The 24123-nt window shown below is 61.3% G+C and carries 23 protein-coding genes; 9 read left to right on the forward strand and 14 right to left on the reverse strand.

What is annotated here, in order from left to right; translation table 11 throughout:
• Nucleotides 1–30: 30 nt before the first annotated feature.
• The 5 genes from trxA (at nt 31) to AC1DWQ_RS18220 (ending at nt 5760) form a co-directional block, all read left to right on the forward strand.
• The gene (trxA, locus tag AC1DWQ_RS18200) at nt 31–363 is read left to right on the forward strand and encodes a thioredoxin TrxA (protein WP_077594529.1); all 333 of its coding nucleotides are present in this window, start codon (nt 31–33) and stop codon (nt 361–363) included.
• 244 nt (nt 364–607) lie between these two features.
• The gene (rho, locus tag AC1DWQ_RS18205; protein ID WP_348050341.1) at nt 608–1870 is read left to right on the forward strand and encodes a transcription termination factor Rho; all 1263 of its coding nucleotides are present in this window, start codon (nt 608–610) and stop codon (nt 1868–1870) included.
• A 299-nt stretch (nt 1871–2169) separates the two neighbouring features.
• Nucleotides 2170–2451, forward strand: coding sequence for a type B 50S ribosomal protein L31 (locus AC1DWQ_RS18210; RefSeq protein WP_457278651.1), 282 nt, complete (start codon nt 2170–2172; stop codon nt 2449–2451).
• 205 nt (nt 2452–2656) lie between these two features.
• Nucleotides 2657–4408, forward strand: a complete 1752-nt coding sequence (locus AC1DWQ_RS18215; RefSeq protein ID WP_477670883.1) for a hypothetical protein — start codon at nt 2657–2659, stop codon at nt 4406–4408.
• The gene (locus tag AC1DWQ_RS18220) at nt 4405–5760 is read left to right on the forward strand and encodes an MATE family efflux transporter (protein ID WP_477670884.1); all 1356 of its coding nucleotides are present in this window, start codon (nt 4405–4407) and stop codon (nt 5758–5760) included. Before AC1DWQ_RS18215 ends, AC1DWQ_RS18220 begins: the two co-directional genes overlap by 4 nt.
• Here the strand turns inward: AC1DWQ_RS18220 and phoR are convergent.
• The 7 genes from phoR to pstS all read right to left on the reverse strand — a co-directional run bounded on the left by phoR (nt 5748) and on the right by pstS (nt 12364).
• Nucleotides 5748–7103, reverse strand: coding sequence for a phosphate regulon sensor histidine kinase PhoR (gene phoR / locus AC1DWQ_RS18225; RefSeq protein ID WP_477670885.1), 1356 nt, complete (start codon nt 7101–7103; stop codon nt 5748–5750). The genes AC1DWQ_RS18220 and phoR overlap by 13 nt on opposite strands.
• Nucleotides 7100–7825, reverse strand: a complete 726-nt coding sequence (gene phoB, locus AC1DWQ_RS18230) for a phosphate regulon transcriptional regulator PhoB (protein ID WP_431096707.1) — start codon at nt 7823–7825, stop codon at nt 7100–7102. Before phoB ends, phoR begins: the two co-directional genes overlap by 4 nt.
• Before the next feature lie 7 nt (nt 7826–7832).
• Nucleotides 7833–8534: a phosphate signaling complex protein PhoU gene (phoU, locus tag AC1DWQ_RS18235; protein ID WP_411879881.1), complete on the reverse strand. Its 702-nt coding sequence runs from the start codon at nt 8532–8534 to the stop codon at nt 7833–7835.
• A gap of 19 nt (nt 8535–8553) precedes the next feature.
• Nucleotides 8554–9333 carry a phosphate ABC transporter ATP-binding protein PstB gene (gene pstB, locus AC1DWQ_RS18240; RefSeq protein WP_477670886.1) on the reverse strand — a complete coding sequence of 260 codons (780 nt, stop codon included), beginning with the start codon at nt 9331–9333 and terminating at the stop codon, nt 8554–8556.
• Between the two features lie 47 nt (nt 9334–9380).
• Nucleotides 9381–10241: a phosphate ABC transporter permease PstA gene (pstA, locus tag AC1DWQ_RS18245; protein ID WP_477670887.1), complete on the reverse strand. Its 861-nt coding sequence runs from the start codon at nt 10239–10241 to the stop codon at nt 9381–9383.
• Nucleotides 10238–11203 (reverse strand): phosphate ABC transporter permease subunit PstC, encoded by a 966-nt coding sequence (gene pstC, locus AC1DWQ_RS18250; protein WP_477670888.1) that lies wholly within the window; start codon nt 11201–11203, stop codon nt 10238–10240. The genes pstA and pstC overlap by 4 nt, the downstream gene beginning before the upstream one ends.
• A gap of 117 nt (nt 11204–11320) precedes the next feature.
• Complete coding sequence (pstS, locus tag AC1DWQ_RS18255) at nt 11321–12364, reverse strand: phosphate ABC transporter substrate-binding protein PstS (protein WP_477670889.1); 1044 nt, start codon at nt 12362–12364, stop codon at nt 11321–11323.
• A gap of 228 nt (nt 12365–12592) precedes the next feature.
• Here pstS and AC1DWQ_RS18260 point away from each other — a divergent pair, with 228 nt between their 5' ends.
• The 4 genes from AC1DWQ_RS18260 (at nt 12593) to AC1DWQ_RS18275 (ending at nt 16509) form a co-directional block, all read left to right on the forward strand.
• On the forward strand, nt 12593–13072 hold the full coding sequence (locus tag AC1DWQ_RS18260; protein ID WP_477670890.1) for a fasciclin domain-containing protein: 480 nt from the start codon (nt 12593–12595) through the stop codon (nt 13070–13072).
• Between the two features lie 169 nt (nt 13073–13241).
• Nucleotides 13242–14375 carry an ABC transporter substrate-binding protein gene (locus AC1DWQ_RS18265; protein WP_477670891.1) on the forward strand — a complete coding sequence of 378 codons (1134 nt, stop codon included), beginning with the start codon at nt 13242–13244 and terminating at the stop codon, nt 14373–14375.
• Between the two features lie 61 nt (nt 14376–14436).
• Complete coding sequence (ppx, locus tag AC1DWQ_RS18270; protein ID WP_477670892.1) at nt 14437–15936, forward strand: exopolyphosphatase; 1500 nt, start codon at nt 14437–14439, stop codon at nt 15934–15936.
• Nucleotides 15937–16041: 105 nt separating this feature from the next.
• Nucleotides 16042–16509, forward strand: a complete 468-nt coding sequence (locus tag AC1DWQ_RS18275; RefSeq protein ID WP_477670893.1) for a hypothetical protein — start codon at nt 16042–16044, stop codon at nt 16507–16509.
• A gap of 151 nt (nt 16510–16660) precedes the next feature.
• Here AC1DWQ_RS18275 and AC1DWQ_RS18280 read toward each other — a convergent pair whose 3' ends face one another.
• From AC1DWQ_RS18280 to AC1DWQ_RS18310, 7 genes are all read right to left on the reverse strand, one after another.
• Nucleotides 16661–17206, reverse strand: coding sequence for a DUF2867 domain-containing protein (locus AC1DWQ_RS18280; protein ID WP_477670894.1), 546 nt, complete (start codon nt 17204–17206; stop codon nt 16661–16663).
• Between the two features lie 100 nt (nt 17207–17306).
• Nucleotides 17307–17723 carry a hypothetical protein gene (locus AC1DWQ_RS18285; protein ID WP_477670895.1) on the reverse strand — a complete coding sequence of 139 codons (417 nt, stop codon included), beginning with the start codon at nt 17721–17723 and terminating at the stop codon, nt 17307–17309.
• A gap of 885 nt (nt 17724–18608) precedes the next feature.
• The gene (locus AC1DWQ_RS18290) at nt 18609–19082 is read right to left on the reverse strand and encodes a SixA phosphatase family protein (RefSeq protein WP_477670896.1); all 474 of its coding nucleotides are present in this window, start codon (nt 19080–19082) and stop codon (nt 18609–18611) included.
• A 1-nt stretch (nt 19083) separates the two neighbouring features.
• Nucleotides 19084–21177: a polyphosphate kinase 1 gene (gene ppk1 / locus AC1DWQ_RS18295; protein WP_477670897.1), complete on the reverse strand. Its 2094-nt coding sequence runs from the start codon at nt 21175–21177 to the stop codon at nt 19084–19086.
• A 50-nt stretch (nt 21178–21227) separates the two neighbouring features.
• Complete coding sequence (locus AC1DWQ_RS18300) at nt 21228–22334, reverse strand: glycosyltransferase family 4 protein (protein ID WP_477670898.1); 1107 nt, start codon at nt 22332–22334, stop codon at nt 21228–21230.
• Nucleotides 22331–23203 carry a UDP-2,3-diacylglucosamine diphosphatase gene (locus tag AC1DWQ_RS18305; protein WP_477670899.1) on the reverse strand — a complete coding sequence of 291 codons (873 nt, stop codon included), beginning with the start codon at nt 23201–23203 and terminating at the stop codon, nt 22331–22333. The genes AC1DWQ_RS18300 and AC1DWQ_RS18305 overlap by 4 nt, the downstream gene beginning before the upstream one ends.
• A complete protein-coding gene (locus tag AC1DWQ_RS18310) occupies nt 23203–24069 on the reverse strand; it encodes a GNAT family N-acetyltransferase (RefSeq protein ID WP_477670900.1) in 867 nt (288 codons plus the stop codon). The genes AC1DWQ_RS18305 and AC1DWQ_RS18310 overlap by 1 nt, the downstream gene beginning before the upstream one ends.
• Between the last annotated feature and the right edge of the window lie 54 nt (nt 24070–24123).

Below are 24123 nucleotides of genomic sequence, written 5' to 3' on the forward strand. Positions count from 1 at the left end.
TAACCATCCTAAACAGACAAAGGAGCCGCCATGGCGAGCGAACTGATCAAACATACCACCGATGCCACTTTCGAAGCCGACGTGCTGCAAGCCTCCAAACCCGTGCTGGTGGACTACTGGGCTGAATGGTGCGGTCCGTGCAAGATGATCGCGCCGATTCTGGACGAAGTGGCCACCGGTTACGACGGCCGCCTGCAGATCGCCAAGATGAACGTCGACGAAAACCGCGACATTCCCGCCAAGTTCGGTATCCGCGGCATCCCCACCCTGATGCTGTTCAAGGACGGCCAGCTGGCCGCCACCAAGGTCGGCGCCATGAGCAAGGCCCAGCTGACCGCCTTCATTGACCAGCAACTGGCCTGAGGTTTTTCGCGCTGGAAGGGAAGCACGGCGCACCGCCGCTTCCCGACCGGCGCAGGTCCCCCGGCCGCTGGCCGGACGCAGGAAAAATGCCTTGATTTCCTGCATGAATTTCCTGTCATAATGTGCTTTATTCACCAGACGGCACTCGCTGCCTGGTTCGAGTTCCCGGTTTGTAAGCCATCTTCTGCGGCTTCTTTTCAAACCTCCCCCGTTTCCATCAATGAACTCCGCAAGGAGTAACTCCATGCACTTAAACGAACTCAAGGCACTGCACGTGTCTGAAGTCCTCAAGCAGGCCGAAGCCCTTGAGATCGAAAACGTCGGCCGTATGCGCAAGCAGGAGCTGATGTTCGCCATCATCAAAAAACGTGCAAAAACCGGTGAGACCATCGTGGCCGACGGCGTGCTGGAAGTGCTGCCCGACGGTTTCGGTTTCCTCCGTGCTCCGGATTCAAGCTACACGGCCAGCACCGACGACATCTACATCAGCCCCAGCCAGATTCGCCGCTTCAACCTGCACACCGGCGACATGATTGAAGGCGAAGTGCGCACCCCCAAGGATGGCGAGCGCTACTTTGCCCTGAACAAGCTCGACAAGGTCAACGACGGCCTGCCTGAAGACAACAAGCACAAGGTCATGTTCGAGAACTTGACCCCGCTGTTCCCACGCGAGCAGTTCAAGCTCGAACGCGACATCAAGGGCGAAGAGAACCTGACCAGCCGCATCATCGACATCGTCGCGCCTATCGGCAAAGGCCAGCGCGCCCTGCTGGTCGCACCGCCCAAGTCCGGCAAGACCGTGATGATGCAGAACATCGCCCACGCCATTACCGCCAACTACCCTGAAGTGGTCATGATGGTGCTGCTGGTGGACGAGCGCCCTGAAGAAGTGACCGAAATGCAGCGCAGCGTGCGCGGCGAAGTGATCTCCTCCACTTTTGACGAACCCGCCGCACGCCACGTGCATGTGGCCGAAATGGTGATCGAACGCGCCAAGCGCCTGGTTGAACTCGGCAAGGACGTCGTTATCCTGCTGGACTCCATCACCCGCCTGGCCCGCGCCTACAACAACGTGTTGCCTTCATCGGGCAAAGTGCTGACCGGCGGTGTGGACGCCAACGCACTGCAGCGCCCCAAGCGCTTCTTCGGTGCGGCCCGCAATATTGAAGAAGGCGGCAGCCTGACCATCATCGGCACCGCGCTGGTAGACACCGGCAGCCGCATGGACGAAGTGATCTTTGAAGAATTCAAGGGCACCGGCAACTGCGAAATCCACCTGGACCGCCGCCTGTACGAAAAACGCGTGTTCCCGGCAATTCACCTCAACCGCAGCGGCACCCGCAAGGAAGAGCTGTTACTTGCACCCGAAATTCTCCAAAAGTCGCGAATTTTGCGTCAATTCATGTACAACATGGATGAAATCGAATCCATGGAGCTGATGCTCAAGAACATGAAAGCGACGAAGAACAACCACGAATTCTTCGACATGATGAGGCGGGGCGGCTAGAACGTGGCCCCCACGGTCGCTCACTTCGTGTAGCTTCCTGCCCCCCGAGGGGGCCGCCCGCCTGCGGTCTGGCAAAGCCAGTCCCGCGGCTCATACTGGATTGAAGATCCAGGGCGCAACCAGTGGGGTATTTACCAGCGGGGGCCGAGGGTCCGGCTTCGCCGGCCCAAGGCGCCGCCCCCTTGAGGGGGGAACAAGTTACACGCAGTGAACTTGGACGGGGGTGCTATAATGTGCGGCTTAGCGGAAAGTGCCCAGGACTGGCTTGGTGTGGCTCCCGCAACGAATAAGGAAAGATCATGAAAGAAGGCATTCACCCCAACTACCGCGAAGTTTGTTTCCTGGACCTGTCCAACAACTTCAAGTTCGTCACCCGCTCCTGCGTGAACACCAAAGAAATGGTGAAGATGGACGACGGTCGCGAACTGCCCCTGTACAAGCTCGATACGTCCAGCGAATCGCACCCTTTCTACACCGGCACACAAAAATCCGTGGACAACATGGGTGGCCGCGTCGAGAAATTCCGCAACCGTTTCGGCAAGACCGCAGCCAAAGAGGCCGCACCCGAAGCTGCGAAGTAAGCTGCCGGATAAGCTGCGAAAAAACTTTCGCCAGCCTGCAAAAAAGCAGCCTGAAATTCAGGCTGCTTTTTTTTCGGCAAAATTTGCCAGGTTACGCGATGTGCCTCAGGCTGGTTTGACGCAGAATCACCCGTAGCCAGGACTGAACGACCCGACAGCAGCCGCGCTCCCTTTCGATCTCCCAGATCTATCCGACCCATACGTTTTGAATAAACCGTCTCCTGCCATCATTGCCCAGTCCGCTGTGCGCCGCCTGCCGCGACTCGCACTGCTGCTGTTTTGCGCAGCCTATGCGCTGCCGGGTTTTCTGGGGCGTGGCCCCTGGAAAAACGAAGACATTGCTGCATTTGGCGTAATGCGTGAACTCGCCTCCATGGCGGGCAACTGGCTGCGTCCACAGTTGCTCGGCCAGGTCACGGAATTCGATGCACTGGCACCGTATTGGCTGGGTGCCATCGCCATCAAGGTTTTCCCCTTTCTGGATCCGGCATGGGCTGTGCGCATTCCATTTGTGGCACTGCTCGTGTTGACGATGCTGGCGACGTGGTACGCCGTTTACTACCTGGCGCGTAGCCCGCAAGCCCAGCCAGTCGCCTTTGCTTTCGGCGGCGAGGCCAGTCCGGTCGACTACGCCCGGGCTATCGCCGATACCGCCCTGCTGGCGCTGATCGCCAGTCTTGGCCTGGCGCAGCTCTCCCATGAAACCACGCCGGCCCTGGCCCAGCTCGGGTTCACGGCGCTGGCCTTTTACGCCATGGCAGCAAGCCCCTACCGTGCGGCCACCAAAATCCTCGGCCCGGCATTCGGTCTGCTGATCGGGCTTGCAGGACTCGCCCTGAGCGGTGCTCCCACACTGGCATTGCTGATTGGCATGGGCGGGGCACTGGTGGAATGGACTCACATGCGCTGGGGCACCGGCCAGTCCGATCCTGCAGCCAGGCAACAGTCCTGGCACTGGGTGCTGCTGATCACCGGCATCACGCTGCTGGTAGCGCTGCTGGCCCATGGGTTGGACCTGTGGCGCTGGAGAATTCACCTGCCGGGCGCAGACGGTCAGTCCGCCCTGAAAGACTGGCGCAGCCTGGGTCGCCTGCTGCTGTGGTTTACCTGGCCGGCCTGGCCGCTGGCGATGTGGACACTTTACCGCTGGCGCAGGCAGCTGGCCAGCCGCCATGTCGCCTTGCCATTGTGGTTCGCCGCGATGGCCGTGGCCGCCACGCTGACGACCACAGCCTCGGACCGCAGCCTGCTGCTGAGCCTGCCGCCGCTGGCAGCGCTGGCTGCCTTCGCGCTCCCCACACTCAAACGCAGCGTGGCCTCGCTGATTGACTGGTTCACACTGCTGTTTTTCACCGGCTGCGGCATCATCATCTGGGTGGTCTGGATTGCCATGCAGACTGGCGTTCCGCGTCAACCCGCAGCCAACGTCGCCAAACTCGCACCGGGGTTTGAACCCAGCTTCTCGTGGCTGGCGTTTCTGGCCGCACTGCTGGCCACCCTAGCCTGGGCTTGGCTCGTCAAATGGCGCGCCGGCGCGCAGCGTGCGGCCATCTGGAAATCGCTGGTACTGCCTGCCGGCGGCGCCACCCTGTGCTGGCTGCTGCTGATGACGCTCTGGCTGCCCCTGCTCGACTATGCCCGCAGCCTTGCGCCCCTGTCGCGCCAGATCGCAAATCTCGTCGACAAAAGCGCCTGCGTTGAGATTTACGGCGTAGGCAGTGCGCAGGCCGCCGCGCTGCAGTACCACGGCGGGCTCGAGCTCCGGCAAGCCGGAACGCAGGCAAGCTGCCCCTACCTGATTGTGGATGTCGAGGCGCAGCCAACGCTCAGCCGCGTCGTTAATTTGCCCGATTGGGCCTTCCAGGCGACGGTGCGCCGACCCACGGACAAGACGGAAAACGTCCTGCTGTTCAAGCGGGTGGGCCTTCCCCGCCCGAACTCAAGAACCAGCCCTTGAGCGAACTCAAGATCATCAGCCAGCACGCGGGCACCGTGCTCGTCGGGCAACTGGCCGTCATGGCCTTCGGTGTGGCCGACACGGTGATTGCAGGCCGCTACAGCGACGAGGCCCTGGCCGCGCTGTCGGTAGGATCGGCGCTTTACATCAGTGTTTACGTTGGCCTGATCGGCATTGTCCAGGCGCTGCTGCCCATCTGGGCCGAAATGATGGGCGCGCGCCGCCATGAGGCGGTAGGTGCTTCGCTGCGCCAAAGCATGTACCTGTGCGGTTTTATCGTGGTGGTGGGTATGGCAGCTATGCTCTTCCCCGGCCCCCTGCTGCGCTGGGCACAAGTGCCTGAACTGATGCGCGATGAGGTACAGCGTTACCTTGCGGTGCTGGCCTTTGCGTTCGCACCATCCCTGCTGTTTCGCATCTACAGCACCTTCAACCAGGCACTGGGCAAGCCGCTGTTGGTCACCTGGCTGCAGGTCGGCGCCCTGCTGGTCAAGATCCCCCTGTCTATCTGGCTGGTGGCCGGCGGTGCCGGCGTAGAACCCATGGGCGCTGTCGGCTGCGCATGGGCCACGCTGATTGTGAACTACCTGCTGCTGGCGCTGGCCATCCTGATGCTGCGCACACAGACGCTGTACCTGCCCTATCGCATCTGGCAACGCATGGAACGGCCGGACTGGCTGCAAATAGGTCACTTCGCCAGGCTCGGCATTCCCGGCGGCCTGGCTTATCTGGTGGAAGTGACGTCGTTCACGCTGATGGCACTCTTCATCGCCCGCCTCGGCACCGTGGCCTCCGCAAGCCACCAGATTGCATCCAGCGTGGCCGCGGTTCTCTACATGATGCCGCTGTCCATGGCCATCGCGTGCAGTGCCCGCGTTTCGTTCTGGATAGGCGCAGGACGCCCGGATTACGCAAAACGCGTGGTGCTGCTGGGGCTGAAGCTCACAGGGCTCGCGGCGCTGACACTCGCGGCCGTGGTTTCAATGGCCGGCCCCGTGCTGGCAGGCTGGTACTCCGGCAACCCGGAAATCGTCGCGCTGGCCTCCGCTTTGCTGGTGTGGGTTGCGTTCTATCACGTCGCCGATGCAACACAGGCCCTGACGGCCTTTTTGCTCCGCTGCTACCGCATCACCATTGCGCCGCTGGCCCTTTATGGCGTGCTGCTATGGGGCCTTGGGCTTCTGGGGGGCTATCGTCTGGCTTACGACGGCATTGCAGGCCAGGCCGCGACGCAGTCCGCCAGCAGTTTCTGGGCGGCCAGCACGCTCGCCATTGGCCTCGTTGCGGCATGTTTTCTGGCTCTGTTGTGGCATGCAGTCAGGCGCAGCCTGAAGGTGACTCAAACTGGTTGAGTCCGGCGAACGCGCACGACGGGAAAAATGATGGAAAAGCAGGAGCCGTGCCCCGGTTCACTTTGAATGTTGAGCTCAGCACCGTGACGCTGGGCGACATGTTTGACGATGGCAAGGCCCAGGCCGGTGCCCCCGGTTTCACGCGATCGGCTGCGGTCGATACGGTAAAAACGTTCCGTCAGGCGTGGCAGGTGCTCAGGCGCGATACCCGGCCCGGTGTCCTTGACCTTGAACTCACCACGCCCGTCCTCCAGCAGCGCCCAGCTGACGCGGACCAAACCGCCCTCCGGCGTGTAGCGCACTGCATTGGTTACCAGATTGGACATCGCGCTATAAAGCTCGGTCTGTACCCCGGCGATTTCGGTGCCTGGCCCCTGGTCAAATTCCAGCTGGTGGCCCTGCGGCGCAATCACCAACGACAAGGCCCTTGCCTCCTGCTCTGATTGGGCCATCAGCGCACTGACGGTCATCCAGTCACTGGCGCCCGGAAACGGGCTGCCTTCCAGTCGCGACAGGGTCAGCAGGTCATTCACCAGCGTCTGCATGCGCTGCGACTGCTGCGACATCAGCGCCAGGTAGCGGGCACGCTCCGGCTCCTTGAGCGGCAGCGTTTGCAAGGTTTCGATAAAACCCGACAGGACTGTCAATGGCGTGCGGATCTCATGCGACACATTGGCCACAAAGTCGCGACGCATGGCTTCTGCCAGCTCCACGGCCGTGATGTCCCGCGACAGTAGCAGCTTGCGGTTTTTGCCATAGGAATGCACATGCACCGACAGCTTCACCGGGCGGGCCGGCGTGCTGAAGTTGCCCGGGATCACCACGTCGTGCGAGAAATCACCCGCTGCCATATAAGCCTTGAAGGCCGGGTCACGCACCAGGTTGGCGATGTGCTGCAGCACGTCGCGCTGGGCGTCAAACCCGAAGTGCTGGCTGGCCATCTGGTTGCACCACTCGATACGGCCTTGCGCGTCGAGCAGCACCACGCCGCTCGGCGAGGCCTGCATGGCCGCCAGGAATTCATCGAGGCGCGCCTGGCTTTCCTGCAACTGTTGATCGCGATTCTTGAGCAGCCGGCGGGTCCGGTCCGCTACCTCGCCCCATACACCGGGAAGGCTGGGGGCGCTGCCGGCCGTCACGGCCGGTGTATCGTTGTTTTGTTCGATGCGCAGCCAGCGCAGCAGGCGGCCGATGTAGAAGCTGTCGATGACCAGCCAGACCATCGCCCCCACAGCCAAGCCTATGCCCAGTCCGAAGGTCAAGCCGTTTGCGGTGCGCGCCCAAAAGCCCAAACCGCCGCCAACAATCATGCAGGCGGCAAAAACAATCCACCGATTGATCATGCGCTGGATTGTGCCGCAGCGACCGGGTTGTTGGCGGCCATCGCCGTCAGCCGGTAGCCGGCGCCGCGCACAGTTTCCACCATGGTGCCCGCTGCGCCCAAGGCCTCACGCAGACGCTTGACGTGGACGTCGACGGTGCGCTCTTCAATGAACACGTGGTCGCCCCACACCTTATCGAGCAGGGAGCTGCGGCTGTGGACGCGCTCGGCGTGTTTCATCAGGTAGTGCAGCAGCTTGAACTCGGTCGGGCCCAGCTTGAGCTCCTGGCCCAGGTAGGAAATGCGATGCGTGGCGGCGTCCAGGACCAGCCCGCCGACGGTCACGCTGTCGTTCACCGACTCGGGAGCGCGGCGCCGCAGCACGGCACGTATGCGCGCCAACAGTTCCTGGGTAGAAAACGGCTTGGTGATGTAGTCGTCGGCGCCGGCATCCAGCCCGGCCACCTTGTCGGGCTCGTCACCGCGTGCCGTCAACATGAGGATGGGAATGCTCTTGGTACGCGCCTGCTTGCGCCAGTGACGCGCCAACGCCAGGCCGCTTTGCCCCGGCAGCATCCAGTCGAGCAGGATGGCATCGGGCAACACAGCGTCGAGTTCGCGCTGGGCCGACACACTGTCTTCCGCCACCACGGGGTCAAAGCCACCATGCCGCAGGTTGACGGCAATCAACTCGGCAATGGCTGGCTCGTCTTCAACAATCAGTATGCGTGGCAGGTGTTTCATTCCGTCTTTACTTTACTGCGGATTCAATCTGTTCCATCGGCGTGTGCCGCACGTCGGCGCCCTTGACGATGTAAATGATGAATTCTGCGATGTTCTTGGCATGGTCGCCCACGCGCTCGATGGCCTTGGCCACAAACAGCAGGTCCAGGCTAGGCGAAATCGTGCGCGGGTCTTCCATCATGTAAGTGATGAGCTTGCGCACAAAACCGTCGAATTCCTGGTCGATCTGGTCGTCTTCCTTGAGGATGGAAACCGCGACCGCGGTGTCCAGCCGGGCAAAAGCATCCAGTGCCTTGCGCAGCAGGCCGGAAGCAAGCTCCGCCGCGATGCGCAGGTCGGACGAAGGCAGGGCACGGGCCGATCCGCTTTCTATGATGGACTTGACCATGCGGGCAATCTTCTCGGCCTCGTCGCCGGCACGCTCGAGGTTGGCTGTGGTCTTGGAAATCGCAATCAGCAGGCGCAGGTCGCGAGCCGTAGGCTGGCGCCGCGCAATGATGGACGACAGCTCGCGGTCGATGTCGATTTCCATCGCGTTGACGCGCGATTCGGTTTCGATCACCTGGTTGGCGCTTTCGGCGCTGAACTGGGACAGCGCATAGATGGCCAGGCGAATCTGCGACTCGACGAGGCCGCCCAACTCCATCACGCGCGAAGAGACGCCGTTGAGTTCGCTGTCAAACTGGGTCGATAGGTGTTTATCAGGCATGTGTGCTCCCTAATCCGTATCAGCCGAAACGGCCGGTGATGTAGTCTTCGGTTTCTTTACGTTTTGGCTTGAAGAACAAGTCTTCGGTTGCTCCAAACTCAACCAGGTCGCCCAGATACATATAGGCGGTGTAGTCGCTGCAGCGGGCCGCCTGCTGCATGTTGTGCGTCACGATGACTACCGTGTATTCGTTCTTGAGCTCGGCAATCAGCTCTTCCACCTTGGCGGTGGAAATAGGGTCCAGCGCCGAACAGGGCTCGTCCAGCAGCAGCACTTCAGGCTTGATGGCGATGCCGCGGGCAATGCACAGGCGTTGCTGCTGGCCGCCCGAGAGGCTGGAGCCGCTCTGGTTCAGCTTGTCCTTGACTTCCGTCCACAGCGCGGCCTTGCGTAGCGCCCATTCCACGCGCTCGTCCATGTCCGAAGCGTTCAGGCTTTCGAACAGTTTCACGCCAAAGGCGATGTTGTCGTAGATCGACATCGGGAACGGCGTCGGCTTCTGGAACACCATACCGACCTTGGAGCGGATCAGCGCCACGTCTTTTTTGGACGTCAGCAGGTTCTCACCGTCGAACATGATTTCACCTTCTGCGCGCTGCTCGGGATAAAGCTCATACATGCGGTTGAAGATGCGCAACAACGTCGACTTGCCGCAGCCCGAAGGGCCGATGAAGGCCGTGACCTTCTTCTCGGGAATTTCCAGGTTGATGCTTTTGAGGGCGTGGAACTTGCCGTAGTAGAAGTCGAGGTTCTTGACCGAAATTTTCGATTGCTCACGTGGTGCAGTAAGGGTATCCATCTGTGACCTTGTTGTGTTGTGTGGTCTAAAGGAAAGGCGTCAGCCTGTCAGTTTTTGGCGCGTGTCAATACACGCGCCAGGATGTTCAAGCCAAGCACGGCCATGGTGATCAGGAACACGCCTGCCCACGCCAGCTGCTGCCAGTTCTCGTAAGGGCTCAGCGCAAACTTGAAGATCGTCACAGGCAGGCTCGCCATGGGCTGGCTTAGGTCAGACGTCCAGAACTGGTTGTTCAGCGCCGTGAAGAGCAGCGGCGCCGTTTCCCCGGCAATCCGCGCCACGGCCAGCAGGATGCCGGTCGTCACGCCGGCACGTGCGGCACGCAAGGTGATGCTGGTGATGACCTTCCACTTCGGCGCGCCCAAGGCGTAAGCCGCTTCACGCAGGCCTGGCGGCACCAGTTGCAGCATGTTTTCCGTGGTGCGAATCACCACGGGAATAACGATCAGTGCCAGCGCCAGGACACCGGCCCAGCCCGAATAGGATTTGAACTGCGACACGACGACCGTGTACACAAACAGGCCAATCACGATGGATGGTGCAGACAGCAGAATGTCGTTGACGAAGCGCGTCACGGATGCCAGCATGCCCTTGGTGTTGTATTCGGCCAGGTAGATGCCCGCCATGATGCCGATCGGCGTGCCCACAAAAGTGGCCAGCAGCACCATCAGGAAGGAGCCGTAAATTGCGTTGGCGATACCGCCCTCTTCATTGGGCGCCGGCGTCATCTGGGTCAGGGTTGCCCATGAAAGACCGCCCACGCCCAGGCGAATCGTTTCCCACAAAATCCATGCCAGCCAGAACAGGCCAAAGGACATGGCTGCGAGGGAGAGAACCAGCGCAATCCGGTTGACCCGCTTGCGGCGGGCAAACTTGGCCAACCGCGCATCGTGCATCACGGCGCTCATGTTTTCACCCCTTCACTTTTTCGCAGTTGGGCCAGCAGCAGCTTGGACAGCGACAGCACGACAAACGTGATGAAGAACAGCACCAGGCCCAGGTAAATCAAAGCAGCCTGGTGCAGGCCCTCGCCCGCTTCAGCGAACTCGTTGGCCAGCGCCGACGTGATGCTGTTGGCGGCCTGGAAGAGACTCAGCGAATCGAGCTGGTTGAAATTGCCGATCACGAACGTGACCGCCATGGTTTCGCCCAAGGCCCGGCCCAGGCCCAGCATGATGCCGCCCACCACACCGGCTTTGGTGTAAGGCAGCACGACCTTGGAGACAACTTCCCAGGTGGTGGAGCCCAGCCCATAGGCGGACTCTTTGAGCAGCACCGGTGTCACTTCAAACACGTCCCGCATCACCGAGGCGATGAAGGGAATGATCATGATGGCCAGGATGATGCCCGCCGACAAAATACCGATACCGACGGGGGGGCCAGACACCAGCGCGCCCAGATAAGGCACGCCGCTCAAAAGGCTTTGCAGCGGCTGCTGTACGTAGGTGGCCAGGATGGGGCCGAACACCAGCAGGCCCCACATGCCGTAGACGATGGACGGCACGGCGGCGAGCAGTTCGATGGCGGTGCCCAGGGGCCTTTTGAGCCATGCGGGTGACAACTCGGTCAGGAACAGCGCGATGCCGAAGCTCACCGGCACCGCGATGAGCAGTGCGATCAATGACGTGGCAATGGTGCCGTAAATCATGACCAGTCCGCCGTACTCGCCCTTGACAGGGTCCCAGACGCTGCTGGTGAGGAAGCCGAGGCCGTATTTGCTGATCGCTGGCCACGCCCCGATGACGAGGGAAACCAGGATGCCGGCCAGCAGGGCCAGTGTCAGCCAGGCCGCGCCCTGCGCAGCCCAGCCGAAAAGCCGATCTGCCAGGGGGCTTCTGCGCACAGTGCCGCCAGGAGGAGGATTGGTCATATCGCGTCCGGTCGCTTTTGCCGGGTGGTCAAAAGCGGCCCGGCTAGCCGGAAGTGTAGAGGACACGTGAGAAACCCCTATGGTATGTAACGACTGCGGAAAATCAGCTTGTTGCGCTTATTTGTAAGCGACAACCTTGCCCGAGGTGTCCTTGATGTCGCCCCAGGCTTTTTCAATGATGGTTTTCACGGCGGCAGGCATGGGCACATAGTCCAGGTCGTCGGCAGTTTTGTCGCCGTTTTTGTAAGCCCACTCAAAGAACTTGAGTGAAGCAGCGGCCTGGGCAGGCTTGTCCTGGACTTTCTGCATCAGGATGAAAGTAGCGCCGGTGATGGGCCACGAATCCTTGCCAGGCTGCTCGGTCAGGATCTGGTAGAAGCTCTTGGACCACTCGGCACCTGCGGCGGCGGCCTTGAATGCGCCATCTTCAGGCGACACGAAGTTGCCAGCGGCGTTCTTCAGCTGGGCAAAAGTCATCTTGTTTTGCTTGACGTAGGCGTATTCCACATAGCCGATCGAATTAGGCAGACGGCCGACGAATGCCGCCACGCCTTCATTGCCCTTGCCGCCAGCGCCTACGGGCCAGTTCACTGCGGTGCCCTCGCCCACTTTGGACTTCCACTCGGCGTTGACCTTGCTCAGGTAGTTGGTGAAGATGAAGCTGGTGCCGGAGCCGTCGGCGCGGCGCACCGGTGCGATGGCGGCGTCAGGCAGGGGCAGCGTGGGGTTCAGGGCCTTGATGGCCGGGTCGGTCCACTTGGTGATCTTGCCAAGGTAGATGTCGCCCAGCACCTGGCCGCTCAGCTTGAGCTGGCCGGGGGTGATGCCCTTGATATTGACCACAGGAATGACGCCGCCGATCACCGTGGGAAATTGCATCAGGCCTTTTTTGGCCAGTTCTTCATCTTTCAGGGGGGCATCAGAGGCGCCAAAATCGACCGTTTTGGCTTCAATCTGGCGCAAACCGGCGCCTGAACCGACCGACTGGTAGTTGATCTTGACGCTGGTGGCCTTGTTGTAGTCAGCCGCCCACTTGGAATACAGGGGGGCCGGGAAGCTCGCACCGGCGCCGGTCACGTCCTGGGCGGCGGCGAGCGTGGCAAGCGACGTCAGGGCAAGGCCTACTACGGTAGTCAGGGAAGCTTTGAAAGTCAGGTTCATCAGAACACCTCTTGGGTTGGGATTGGTCGAAACTGGTTGGGATTGATCGGGAAGATGCGTCGACTGTAGAAATCTTGTGTGACAAGGATGTGACAAATATGACAGCCTCCCGGCGGGCTGCCGCCCCTCTATAGCGTCACAAAACCTTCAAATTACCGTCACGAATCTGTCATCGGGCTCTCCTACCCTTGGCCTCGTCTTAATCAGGATTAATCAGGAGAATCTTTCATGTTGAACCGCCGCTTTCTGGTCCTCGCTACCGCTGTTGCCGCCCTCGCCGGCTGCGCCACCACCTCCACCCCGGTGTCCGTGGCAGACACGATTGCCACCCAATCGCAGCTCAGCACCCTCAATGGCCTGGTAGCCAAAGCCGGGCTGACCGACACACTCAAGGGCACCGGCCCTTACACCGTATTCGCGCCCACCAACGCGGCTTTCGCCAAAGTGCCGGCCAAAACCATGGACGAGCTCGCCAAAGACCCGGCCAAACTCAAGGCGGTTCTGGCCTACCACCTCGTTCCCGGCAAGGTGATGGCAGCTGACGTCAAAAACGGCAACGCCAAAACCGTCAACGGCGCCAATGTGGCGCTCTCCAAGGCCGGCGAATTCGTCACCATCGAGGACGCCATGGTCCAGACCGCCGACATTTCCGCCACCAATGGCGTTGTTCACATTGTGGACAGCGTGCTGATTCCGCCCGCCAAATAAGCCCACGGGTGCTGGAACGGGTCAAGCCGGAAGGTTTGACCCGTTTTTTATTGAATTTGTGCAATTTCGTGCTCCAGACCTTATCGAGCCTGCGCAAGCAGCTATTGTTTTAGTAGCAATCCGTGCACGGCAAGTCGCCTCGCACCGGGGAACATCCATGCCAGCTCAAATGCCTTTAGTTAGTCGCCGCCGGCTGCTTCGCCGCGCCGGCCTGGTTGCCGCAGCAATTGCGAGCCCAGCCTGGGCCCAGCCCGGCAAGGGCGCTTCATCGCGCAGCATCGTCGTGGCCCAGCCGGTTGATTTTTCCCAGGCCCAGCAGGATGTCTCCAAGGACTTCCTGATCGGCTCACGCGCCGCCTGGCAGGACATCAACCTGCGCGGCGGCGTCCGCGGCAGGCAGGTCCAGCATCTGGCACTTGAAACGGACGGCACCCCCGCAAGCCTGCGCACGGCACTGGACTCGGTCAAGGACAACTCCGCCTGCATGGTGCTTTCCGGCAGTGTCGGCGACCAGGTTGCCAGCCAGATCGTGGCGCTGTCCCGCCAGGGCGGGCTGGGCATCCCCCACGCCGCCCCGTGGCTGCAAAACTCCAGCCTCGAGATCGACGACAAGACCTTTCCCATCTTCGCCGCGCGCCAGGAACAGATTGCCTATGCGCTCAAAAGCCTTTCAACCATGGGCCTCAAGGAGCTGGGTGCGATTTACGCCACAGCACAGGATCACGCGGCCTATCACTCGGATGTCGAGCGCATTGCCCTGGACATGCAACTGAAGCTGCAGCCCTTCAAGGCAACAGACGACCTGCGCGCGCTGGGCCAGAAACTCACGCCCCGTACACCCGCAGTGCTGCTTTTTGTGGGCGGAACGCCGGAGCTCGCCGAATTCACCCAGGGCCTGGAAAAGCAGGCCCGCCAGCGCTATGTCGTGGCGTTGGCCGATGTGAACCTGCAAACCATGCTGCAGATGGGCGCGGCGCGCAACACGCCGGTCATCGCCACCCAGCCGGTACCCCTGGTCAATGCCAGCCTTCCGGTGGTCAGAAGCTACCGTGAAACGCTTTCGCGCCTCTTCGACGAGCCGCCCACGCCGCTGAGCCTGGCAGGATTCATTGCAGCACGCTACACCTACGAAGTGCTCAATGACGTCGACGGCCCCCTGAACCGCCAGAGCGTTCTGGCCGCCTTTCAGCGCCGCACAAAGTTCGATGTGGGCGGATTCAGCATCAGCTTCAATCCCCAGCGCAGAAGCGGCACCTACGTCACGCAAAGCATGATGACCGTCGACGGCCGGTTGATCGGCTAGGCACCCAGAAATGCTGATGAGAGTCCCGCGCGATGGCTATATTGGGAGCTTAAACTCAGGTATGCAAAATGGAACGCTGCTCGCCGCTGTAGACCTCGGGTCCAACAGCTTTCGGCTGGAAATCGGCCGCTTTGATGCTGGCCAGATTCACCGCACCGAATACCTCAAGGAAACCGTTCGCCAGGGCAACGGGCTGGACGCCGACCGAAACCTGACCCCGGAAGCCATGCAGCGCGGCTGGGACTGCCTGGCGCGCTTCGGTGAACGGTTGGCCGGCTTCAAGAAGTACCAGGTTCGCGCCGTTGCCACCCAGACCCTGCGTGAAGCACGCAATCGCGAAGAGTTCCTCGCGCGCGCCCACAAAATCCTCGGCTTTGCCATTGACGTCATCCCGGGCCGCGAAGAAGCCCGCCTGATTTATCAGGGTGTTGCCCACCTCCTGCCCCAGTCCGATGAACGCCGGCTGGTGGTGGACATCGGCGGGCGCTCCACCGAAATGATCCTCGGCAAGGGGCTGGACGCGAGGACCATGGAGTCTTATCGCGTCGGCAGCGTGGCATGGTCGATGAAGTATTTCCCCGACGGGCAGTTCACCCCGCGCGCCTTCCAGACGGCAGAGGTCGCCGCCAAGGCGGTGCTTGACGAAGCCGTCAATATCTACCGCGCCGATGCGTGGGACACCGCCTATGGGTCTTCCGGCACGATTGGCGCCGTTAGCGACGTACTGACAGCCTCGGGCTGGCCCGCGGGCATGGTCACGCAAGAAGGCCTCGACTGGCTGCTGGACCGGCTGCTCAAGGCGCAAAGCGCCGACCGCCTCAAGCTCGACGGCATGAAAGACGACAGGCGCGCCGTCATAGGCGGCGGTGTGAGCGTGCTGAGGGCCGTGTTCGATCTCCTGGGCATCGCGCAAATGGAAGCCGCACAAGGCGCCTTGCGCCATGGTGTGCTCTATGACCTGGTGGACCGTGAGCAGGATTTGACCGATTTGCGCTCTACCACCGTGCAGCGCCTGGCCAGCAAATTCAATACCGACAACGCACAGGCCCAACGCGTCAGCAAAGTCGCCAGGCAGTTGTTCGTCATGGCCGGCAAGGGCATGCCCGCTGCGGAATCTGCCCGCTTCCAGCGCAAGCTGGAATGGGCCGCAGAGCTGCACGAGATCGGCAGCCAGATCTCGCACAGCGACTATCACAAGCATGGCGCCTACATCCTGGACAACGCCGACGCGCCGGGCTTTGCCCTGCCCGAACTGCATCGCCTGAGCCTTCTGGTGCTGGGCCACCGCGGCAAGCTGCGCAAGCTTGAAGTCAATTTCGAAGACCGCGTGTTCATCCAGCAACTGCTGTGCCTGCGCCTGGCCGTCATCCTCTGCCACGCCCGGCGCGACCCTGACCTCAAAGGCCTCCAGCTCGAAAGCAGCGCCGAGCCCGGAAAGATTTTTGTACTGAACTGCCGCGCCGGCTGGGCGCAGGCCTTCCCGCAATCGGCCCATCTGCTGCAGGAAGAAGTCCTGGCGTGGCAAAAAACGCCGTGGACGCTGGTTGTGCCCGGCCCCTGAGCACCCTCCTTCTGCCACGCCAGACCAGGCCTTGACGGTTTTTAAACAAACCGTATAAACTATATATACGGTTTATTCGACCGCTCACCAAAAAAGGATCAATCCATGGCAACCCGCAAAAAAGCAACTGCAAAACCCGCCGCACCGGCACCTAAACCGGCCGCAACGCCCAAGGCACCCGTGAAAACCGCCGCCAAGCCCGCCCCGAAAAAATCGCCTCCTGCCAAGGCCCCGGCCGGCAAAGGCACGGTCAAGAAAGCCATCGTGAAAAAGGCCGGCGCCAAAAAGCCTGCGGCAAAACCACAAGCCAGCGCCAAACCCGCCAAAACCGCAAAGCCGGAAAAAACCAAAAAGCCCAAACTGGTTCGCGACAGCTTCACCATTCCGAAAACCGAATACGTGGTGCTTGACGACCTGAAGCAACGCGCCGCCAAACTGACCCGCCCCGCCAAGAAAAGCGAACTGCTGCGCGCGGGCATCAAGCTGCTGGCCACCCTGTCCGACGCCGCCTTCCTGACGGCGCTGGAGCAGGTCCCCGCCATCAAGACCGGCCGGCCTACGCTTGGTTCTTAAGCCACGCAAAGGAACTGCAGGAGCTCCCAGCTTTCATGCCAACTAACGTTTGACACGAGCGGTGGCCGCAAGCATGCGAAGCTTGCTTGCGGACGTCCCCTCGATGAGGGGGGGCCCTCAGCGGGCTACACGTGGCGACCGGGAATCTGGTTTACGCCTCCGCTGCCGGCGGCCAGCCGATTCGGGCAGCACGACGAAGACTGGATTGAACGACCAAGCGGTGGAACGGGGCGATGACAAGAATATAGAGACGACCCAGGCGGTTGTGGCAATGGACCACGGTTGATAAAGTCAGGTGGCGTTTGCCTCCCGGCAACGGCTGACTGGAGCAGAGGACAGAAAGCCTGAAGTCCAGGTGCTTGTCGTCTTCTCCAAAGACAACTTCGGTCGGGCTTGTGCCGTAGATCTTGAAGATGCCAAGACGGCCTGTTTCGCCCTCCGCTTCAAGTGAAGTGAGTTGCCTGGCGGTTTTGAGGCCGACCCTGCCGACGACCGCATCCCGGACCGACATGAGGGTACCAACCCACGGTGCCTGATGGGAAAAGATGAACCTCGCCAGCAGTTCGGGATTGGTCGACGCTCCGGGTGGAAGCTCGATCGAGTAGGCATCTGCGAGATTCGTCGATGCGTAGGCTCTGGTAACTGCCGACTCTGGAGGAAGCGATACAGGCGTTACGCGGTGCTGTTGGGTTGACATGTGTTCGAGCCAGTAGTTGGGTTCTGAGGTCTAACGTTTGCTATGAGCGGCGGCTGGAGGCAAGCGAAGCTTGCCGGAAGACGTCCGCTCGACGGAGGGGTTAGGCACCGCTCTTTGCATGCCTCGACCTTGCGTGAGCGAGCGTTGCCCAGTATGGCGCCAGAAGAGTGACGAGAAGGACGACAGGCCAGAGGTTACCGCCTTTGAACGTATACGCGGCGAGCAACTCAGGCCAAGGCTTGTGCTGGATGTAACGCCCGAAGCCGAACTCGAAGGCCAGTGTCAGGCACAACCAAAGAACGCCTACAAACGCACTTTGCTTGACCAAGATTCCTTGCTCAATGCGAACAAGGACATAGGCGACCAGCGCCACGCACACGCAAAGCAATACACCGCTCAGAACCAAACCGCCGGCCCTGCCAAGAGAAGGAATGAGAACCGCCTCTCGCAAAGCGCCATTTGCCACTGCCAGGCACAGTATGAGCACCCAGGCTACGAGCGACTTGAGCAGCAGCATGGGTCCGCCTTTCGGCGCCTAACGTTGGAGGCCAGGTGACGCCGAAGGCGATCGCCTTTGGGCCGACGGAGGAAACCTGCTGCATGCCGAGGCAACCATACCGCTTTCACTTGCATGCCGAACGGTGATCAACAGGAAAGGAGCATGCATAGTGTTTCAACTGCCAAAAAGCAAGAAAGCCGCGACCAGAGCCAACCCAACGAGCCCAACGGCAAATGCTTCCAACGAATGACGGCCTAAAAGTGAGTTCAGACGGAGGAGGCGAGCCAAGAGGCATCCATCCCCGAATAGTTCCAACCCCAGCGCCGCACTGATGGCAGCTTGTGGCATTGGTTCCAATGACCTCTCCGCAAGATGAACAAAAGGACATATGGTTTAACGCCGAGCTGACCGGCACGCTTGCGTGACAGCGTCCAGCGTTGTGTTAAACAAACTCGTCCTTTTACCACTGCACAAATGTCGCACCAAGTCCTCCCAAAGAAAGCGAAGCAATTGCAAGAATTGCAGTCAATTTCCACTCTTCTGAATTGAAAATAGACCAGGGCAATTTGTACTGCCTGTACGTCAACTCTTTCCCGTACCGCTTGTGACACCGACCCACGACAATTTGGCCCCCTATCACCCAAATGGCGCCCGCAATGACCAGCAATATAGCGCCTAGAGCATGCATCGAATTCCTTAGAACTGGCGAATCAAAAGGATTGCTTAACGTAATGTATGCCGCAAAACCTGCGGCATAACCTGGCGGTTGCGATCTAATCTGGACATAGAAACTGGATCAGGCCCTGGAACGGCGGTATTTGCACTATAGCCTTGGCACCGGGAAAACTTACCTGTATTGGGTCCGTTTTTTGTCCGCGGGCAGGCTTTGAGTGTGCTGCTGTTTCAGAGAACTTCAGGCGACTGCACGGTCACCACGACGGTCTGGTTGAGGCCATCCCGGTCGCGGCTGCGAAGCCACCAAAGCGCACCCTTCTTGACCGGGCATTCGCTTTCCTGCAAGCTGAGCAGCTGCGCGATGGCCTGCCCCAGGTTGGGCTGGTGGCCCACCACCAGAATCGGCGACCTGGCCGACGGCCATTGCACCAGTTCCAGCAGCTGTTCAACCGTGGCGTCGGGCGCCAGCTCACTACGGATTTTGTATTTGCGTCCCAACGCCAGCGCGGTCTGCTCACAGCGCCGTGCCGGGCTAACGAAAATGCGCGCGCCTTCGGGCAACTGACGGTCCAGCCAATTGGCCATGCGGGCCGCCTGCTTCTCGCCCCTTGACGTCAGTGAGCGCTCAAGATCGCTTCCGCCCTGCGGGTCACCCTCGGGCCAGTCTTCTGCCTCTGCATGGCGCCACAGGATCAGGTCCATGTTATTTTTCCTGGTGATGGGGAGCCGAATAGCGTGCCATCAAGGCCGCTTGCGCACCGTGGCGCGGGGCATCGCCCTGCGGGTTCACGCGCAGGTAAGTGCCGTCAGGCTGCAGATCCCAGGCGTCGCGCCCGTCATGCAGGTAGGCCACCAGGCACTCGTCGATGATGCGCTGGCGCAGAACGGGGTCGGTCACAGGCCAGGCCAGTTCAACCCGGCGCAACATGTTGCGGTTCATCCAGTCGGCGCTGGAAAGCAACAAGGTTTCCTCTTCAGCACAGCGGAAATAAAACACCCGTGAATGCTCGAGGAAGCGGCCGATGATGGAGCGCACGCGGATGTTGTCCGTCACACCCGGTACTTGGGCCGGCAGCATGCAGGCGCCGCGCACAATCAGGTCGATCTTCACGCCGCGCTGCCCCGCCCTCACCAGCGCCTGCATCAGGTCTTCGTCGGTCAGCGCGTTCATCTTGGCCACGATGCGGGTGTCGTTGCCCTGCAGGGCGGCTTCGCCCAGCGAATCGATTTTCTCGATCAGCTTGCGGTGCAGCTGGAACGGCGCCAGCAGCAAATGGTGCAGCTTGGGCAGGCGGCTCTGGCTGGCCAGGTGCACGAACACGTTGTCAATGTCGGCCGTCGTCAAGGGGTCGGCCGTCAGGTAGCTCAGGTCGGTGTAAAGGCGGGCCGTGCGCGGGTTGTAGTTGCCGGTGGAAAGATGGGCATAGCGCACCAGGTGTTTGCCTTCGCGCCGCGTCACCAGCAGCATCTTGGCGTGGGTTTTCAGGCCCACCACGCCGTACACCACCTGCGCACCTATCGACTCCAGCATTTCCGCCCAGTTGATGTTGGCCTCTTCATCGAAGCGCGCCTTGAGCTCCACCACCACCGTCACTTCCTTGCCGCGGCGCACCGCTTCGCGCAACAGCACCATCAGCTCCGAGTCGGTGCCTGTGCGGTAAATGGTCTGCTTGATCGCCAGCACTTGCGGGTCGTTAACCGCCTCGCGCAGGAAGACGAGCACGCCGTCAAAACTTTCAAAAGGCTGGTGAATGGAAACGTCGCCTTCCTTGAGCCGCTCAAAGAACGACTGGCCGGGCTGCAACTGGGTGGGGTAACACGCGCTGTAGCCGGGGAAGAGCAGTTTGGGGTCATTGACCAGGTCCACCAGTTGCGTCAGCCGCACCAGGTTGACGGGGCCGTGCACCCGGTACAGGGACTGCGTCGGCAAGTTGAATTGCCTGAGCAGGAAGCTGGCCAGGTATTCCGAACAGCCCGCAGAAACCTCCAGCCGAACAGCCTGCCCGTAATGGCGTTGCTCCAGGCCCTGGCGCAAGGCGGTGCGCAGGTTCTTGACGTCGTCTTCATCCACGGCCAGGTCAGAATGCCGGGTGACGCGGAATTGCGAGAACTGCCCCACTTCGCGGCCGGCAAACAACTCGGCCAGGTGTGCCCGGATCACGCTGGAAAGCGACACGAACAGCCGGCTCTTGTCCTTGCCGTGCGAAGGCATATGAATCAGCCGCGGCAACACGCGCGGCACCTTGACGATGGCAATGTCGTTGTCGCGCCCAAAGGCGTCATGACCGCCCAGCCGCACGATGAAGTTGAGCGACTTGTTGGCCACCTGCGGGAACGGATGCGAAGGGTCCAGCCCGACTGGAATCAACAACGGCCGCACTTCCCTTTCGAAATATGCTTTCACCCAGCGCCGCTGGGCCGCATTGCGCTCGCCGTGCGAGACGATGCGTATGCCCTGCCGCTCAAAGGCCGGCAGCAGCTCGTCGTTGTAGAGCGAATACTGGCGCGCCACCATGTCGTGGGCTGCCGCAGAAAGTGCGGCGAAAGACTGCACCGAATACAGCGCTTTTTGTTCATTGGCCTGCGCCGCCGTCAGGTGGGGCGCGGTCCGGACTTCAAAGAACTCGTCCAGGTTGGACGAGACAATGCAGAGAAACCTCAGCCGTTCCAGCAGCGGCACGTCCGGGCGCCTGGCCCAGTCCAGCACCCGCTCATTGAAGGCAAGAATGCTGTGGTCGCGGTCCAGGAACTGGACGGGTGGCGCAGCGGCTGCCACCGAGGCGGGTGAAGTGGGCATCAACAAGAGTGGTCTTTGTCATTAACAACAAGTCACAGTGTTGACGTGTTTCATGACAATGGCGTGACAGTACTTTTGACTGATGGTGCACCCGCCTGAAAAGGCTGGCAAGTACCGCTCATGGCGTTGTTGTGCCCGGCGGTTACGAGGAACGACTCGAAAAGCTGCGCCGCATGGGCCCAGCTGAAGTCCAGCGCGCGCAAACGGGCTTCATGGCGCGGCACAGCCAATGCGCTGTAACAAGCCTGTTGCAAATCTTCATGCATGACACCGCCGTGACAGCTTCCATCGGGCTTTCCAAGCACCTCCAGCGGGCCATCGACCGGGTAGGCGGCTACCGGTGTGCCGACTGCCATGGCTTCGAGCATCACCAGGCCAAAAGTTTCCGACCGGCTGGGAAAGGCAAACACATCGGCCGCCGCGTAGACCTTGGCCAGCTCATCCCGGGGCAGAACACCCATCCAGCGGACCTGCGGATAACGCTCCTTGAGCGTTGCCTCCAGGGGCCCTACCCCGCAGACCACCTTGGTCCCCGGAATGTCCAGCTTGAGGAAAGCCTCGATGTTTTTCTCATACGACACCCGGCCCACAAACAACGACACCGGCCGCACCACCGTCCCCATGGGCGGGTACAGCCGCGCTTGCGGCTCAAAGCCGAAAAGCTCCGTGTCCACGCCGTGCGTCCAGCTGCGCAGGTTCTGAAAGCCCCGCTGCTCCAGCATGCGCAGCACGCCATGGGTAGGCACCATCACGCCCGACGAGGGCCTGTGGAAATGGCGGAACAGCGCATAACCCCAGGACAGCGGAATCTTCAATGCCGCATGAAGGATCTCGGGGAACTTGGTGTGAAATGCGGTGGTGAACTTCAGGCCGCGCTTGAGGCAATAGCTGCGCGCAGCCCAGCCCAGCGGGCCTTCGGTGGCAATGTGGATGGCCTCAGGCGCAAAGGCATCGAGCTTTTCGGTCAGGCCGCGCTTGGGGCGCACCGCCAGGTCAATACCGGCATAACCCGGGCAAGGCCGCGTCTTGAAGAGGCCAGGCTGGATCACTTCCACCTGGTGCCCCAACTCCTGCAGTTCACGCACCAACTCCACCAGGGTGGTGACCACGCCATTGACCTGCGGTTGCCAGGCGTCCGTTACAAGAGCGACCCTCATGCGGTCACCGTGGAAGCTACATGCCCGCGGCCCTGCGTTTCATGCGCGGGCGCCCAGTGCACCAGCTCGAGGGTGCCGTCGAAGTTTTCCACGAGCGCGGTGCGGCTTTCCACCCAGTCGCCGTCGTTGCAGTACAGCACGCCGTTGATGTCGCGCATCTCGGCGCGGTGGATGTGCCCGCAGACCACGCCCTGGTGGCCGCGGCGGCGGGCTTCATTGGCCACGGCCTCTTCAAAGTCGGTGACGTAATTGAGCGCGCTCTTGACCTTTTGCTTCAGGTAAGCCGACAGCGACCAGTACGGCAGCCCCAAACGGGCGCGCAGGCTGTTGAGGTGGCGGTTGAGTTTGAGTGTGAATTCATAGAGGTTGTCGCCCACGTAGGCCAGCCATTTGGCGCACTGCACCACGGCGTCGAAGTAGTCGCCGTGGATGATCCACAGCTGCCGGCCGTCGGCGGTGGTGTGCACGGCTTCATCGATCACCTCGATGCCGCCGAACTGGTTGCCAATAAATTCACGCGCAAACTCATCATGGTTGCCCGGCACATAGACCACGCGGCAGCCTTTGCGGGCGCGGCGCAGCAGTTTTTGCACCACGTCGTTGTGCGACTGCGGCCAGTACCAGCGGCGGCGCAGCTGCCAGCCGTCGACGATGTCGCCCACGAGGTACAGGTTGTCGCTCGGGTGGGCCTTCAAAAAATCCAGCAGCGCGACCGCCTGGCAGCCGGGCGTGCCCAGGTGGATGTCTGAAATGAAGATGGTGCGGTAGCGCTTGCGCAGCGAGTCGTCGTCATCATGGTCGTCGCCGTTCCCGCTGAAGCCGTTCCCAGACGAAGCCAGCGCGCCCATGGCGTCAAACATGCTGCGCATCAGGCCTCCGAAGGGCTGCCCGACACAGGCTTACCGGAGAAATGCTTGAGGTAGCGCGGCGGCAGGTCGGCGATGCGCATCATCATGGGCAGGTCGGCCGAGTTGAAGTCCGGGTCCCAGGCCGGTGCGCCCAGCACCTTGGCACCCAGGCGCAAATAGCCCTTGATCAGCGCGGGCGGCTCCACGTCCAGCGTGTCGTCCAGTCGCTCCACCGGCAGCGCCAGACGCGGCGTCACGCGGTATTCAATGGGTGCCAGATGCGTTTGGCGCACCTGGCGCCAGATGCTGGCGGCGGCGTGGCCGCTGGAGACACCGTTGTGCTGCATCGGGATGCTGGCGCAGCCGATCATCGTGTCCAGCTGGTTGCGCGCCATGAATTCAGCTAGCGCACCCCACAGCGCCAGGATGACGCCGCCGTGGCGGTGGTCGGCATGCACGCAGCTGCGGCCCAGCTCGACCATGCGCTCGCGCAGGGAGCGCAGGCGGGTCAGGTCAAATTCCGTGTCGCTGTAGGTGCTGCCCACGCGCTTTGCCTGGGTCGGCGTCAGCACGCGGTAGGTGCCTATGACTTCCTGGCTGTCGGCATCACGCACCAGCAGGTGTTCGCAATAGTCGTCAAACAGGTCGACGTCGTGGCCGGGCAGCACCTTGGAAAGGTTGGCACCCATTTCGAGCGCAAAGACCTGGTACCTCAGGCGCTGTGCCTGCCGGACCTCGTCCTGGTGCCGGGCCCAGCTGACCGTGATTTTCCCCACGGCAGGCCTTTGAACAACGGCGGGAATGACAGCATGACCGCTTTGATGAAGTGACCCCCGTGGCATTGCGACTGGCGACAATGCAAAGGTGGGATTGGGCAGTTCTTTCATGGCTAACTCCTTGTTTCCTGGTGTCTCAACAACTTCGGCAACTTCAAATCGCGC

This window comes from Polaromonas sp. P2_G11 (assembly GCF_056403595.1).

Bases quoted from the DNA above. Each gene is read 5' to 3' on its own strand.
- ppx (WP_477670892.1), top strand. From the start codon at position 14,437: ATGCAAAATGGAACGCTGCTCGCCGCTGTAGACCTCGGGTCCAACAGC.
- phoB (WP_431096707.1), bottom strand. From the start codon at position 7,825: ATGAAACACCTGCCACGCATACTGATTGTTGAAGACGAGCCAGCCATT.
- phoU (WP_411879881.1), bottom strand. From the start codon at position 8,534: ATGCCTGATAAACACCTATCGACCCAGTTTGACAGCGAACTCAACGGC.
- trxA (WP_077594529.1), top strand. From the start codon at position 31: ATGGCGAGCGAACTGATCAAACATACCACCGATGCCACTTTCGAAGCC.
- ppk1 (WP_477670897.1), bottom strand. From the start codon at position 21,177: ATGCCCACTTCACCCGCCTCGGTGGCAGCCGCTGCGCCACCCGTCCAG.
- rho (WP_348050341.1), top strand. From the start codon at position 608: ATGCACTTAAACGAACTCAAGGCACTGCACGTGTCTGAAGTCCTCAAG.
- pstB (WP_477670886.1), bottom strand. From the start codon at position 9,333: ATGGATACCCTTACTGCACCACGTGAGCAATCGAAAATTTCGGTCAAG.
- AC1DWQ_RS18265 (WP_477670891.1), top strand. From the start codon at position 13,242: ATGCCTTTAGTTAGTCGCCGCCGGCTGCTTCGCCGCGCCGGCCTGGTT.
- pstA (WP_477670887.1), bottom strand. From the start codon at position 10,241: ATGAGCGCCGTGATGCACGATGCGCGGTTGGCCAAGTTTGCCCGCCGC.
- AC1DWQ_RS18290 (WP_477670896.1), bottom strand. From the start codon at position 19,082: ATGGACCTGATCCTGTGGCGCCATGCAGAGGCAGAAGACTGGCCCGAG.
- phoR (WP_477670885.1), bottom strand. From the start codon at position 7,103: ATGATCAATCGGTGGATTGTTTTTGCCGCCTGCATGATTGTTGGCGGC.
- AC1DWQ_RS18305 (WP_477670899.1), bottom strand. From the start codon at position 23,203: ATGCGCAGCATGTTTGACGCCATGGGCGCGCTGGCTTCGTCTGGGAAC.
- pstS (WP_477670889.1), bottom strand. From the start codon at position 12,364: ATGAACCTGACTTTCAAAGCTTCCCTGACTACCGTAGTAGGCCTTGCC.
- AC1DWQ_RS18275 (WP_477670893.1), top strand. From the start codon at position 16,042: ATGGCAACCCGCAAAAAAGCAACTGCAAAACCCGCCGCACCGGCACCT.
- AC1DWQ_RS18285 (WP_477670895.1), bottom strand. From the start codon at position 17,723: ATGCTGCTGCTCAAGTCGCTCGTAGCCTGGGTGCTCATACTGTGCCTG.
- AC1DWQ_RS18310 (WP_477670900.1), bottom strand. From the start codon at position 24,069: ATGAAAGAACTGCCCAATCCCACCTTTGCATTGTCGCCAGTCGCAATG.
- AC1DWQ_RS18300 (WP_477670898.1), bottom strand. From the start codon at position 22,334: ATGAGGGTCGCTCTTGTAACGGACGCCTGGCAACCGCAGGTCAATGGC.
- AC1DWQ_RS18210 (WP_457278651.1), top strand. From the start codon at position 2,170: ATGAAAGAAGGCATTCACCCCAACTACCGCGAAGTTTGTTTCCTGGAC.
- AC1DWQ_RS18280 (WP_477670894.1), bottom strand. From the start codon at position 17,206: ATGTCAACCCAACAGCACCGCGTAACGCCTGTATCGCTTCCTCCAGAG.
- pstC (WP_477670888.1), bottom strand. From the start codon at position 11,203: ATGACCAATCCTCCTCCTGGCGGCACTGTGCGCAGAAGCCCCCTGGCA.
- AC1DWQ_RS18260 (WP_477670890.1), top strand. From the start codon at position 12,593: ATGTTGAACCGCCGCTTTCTGGTCCTCGCTACCGCTGTTGCCGCCCTC.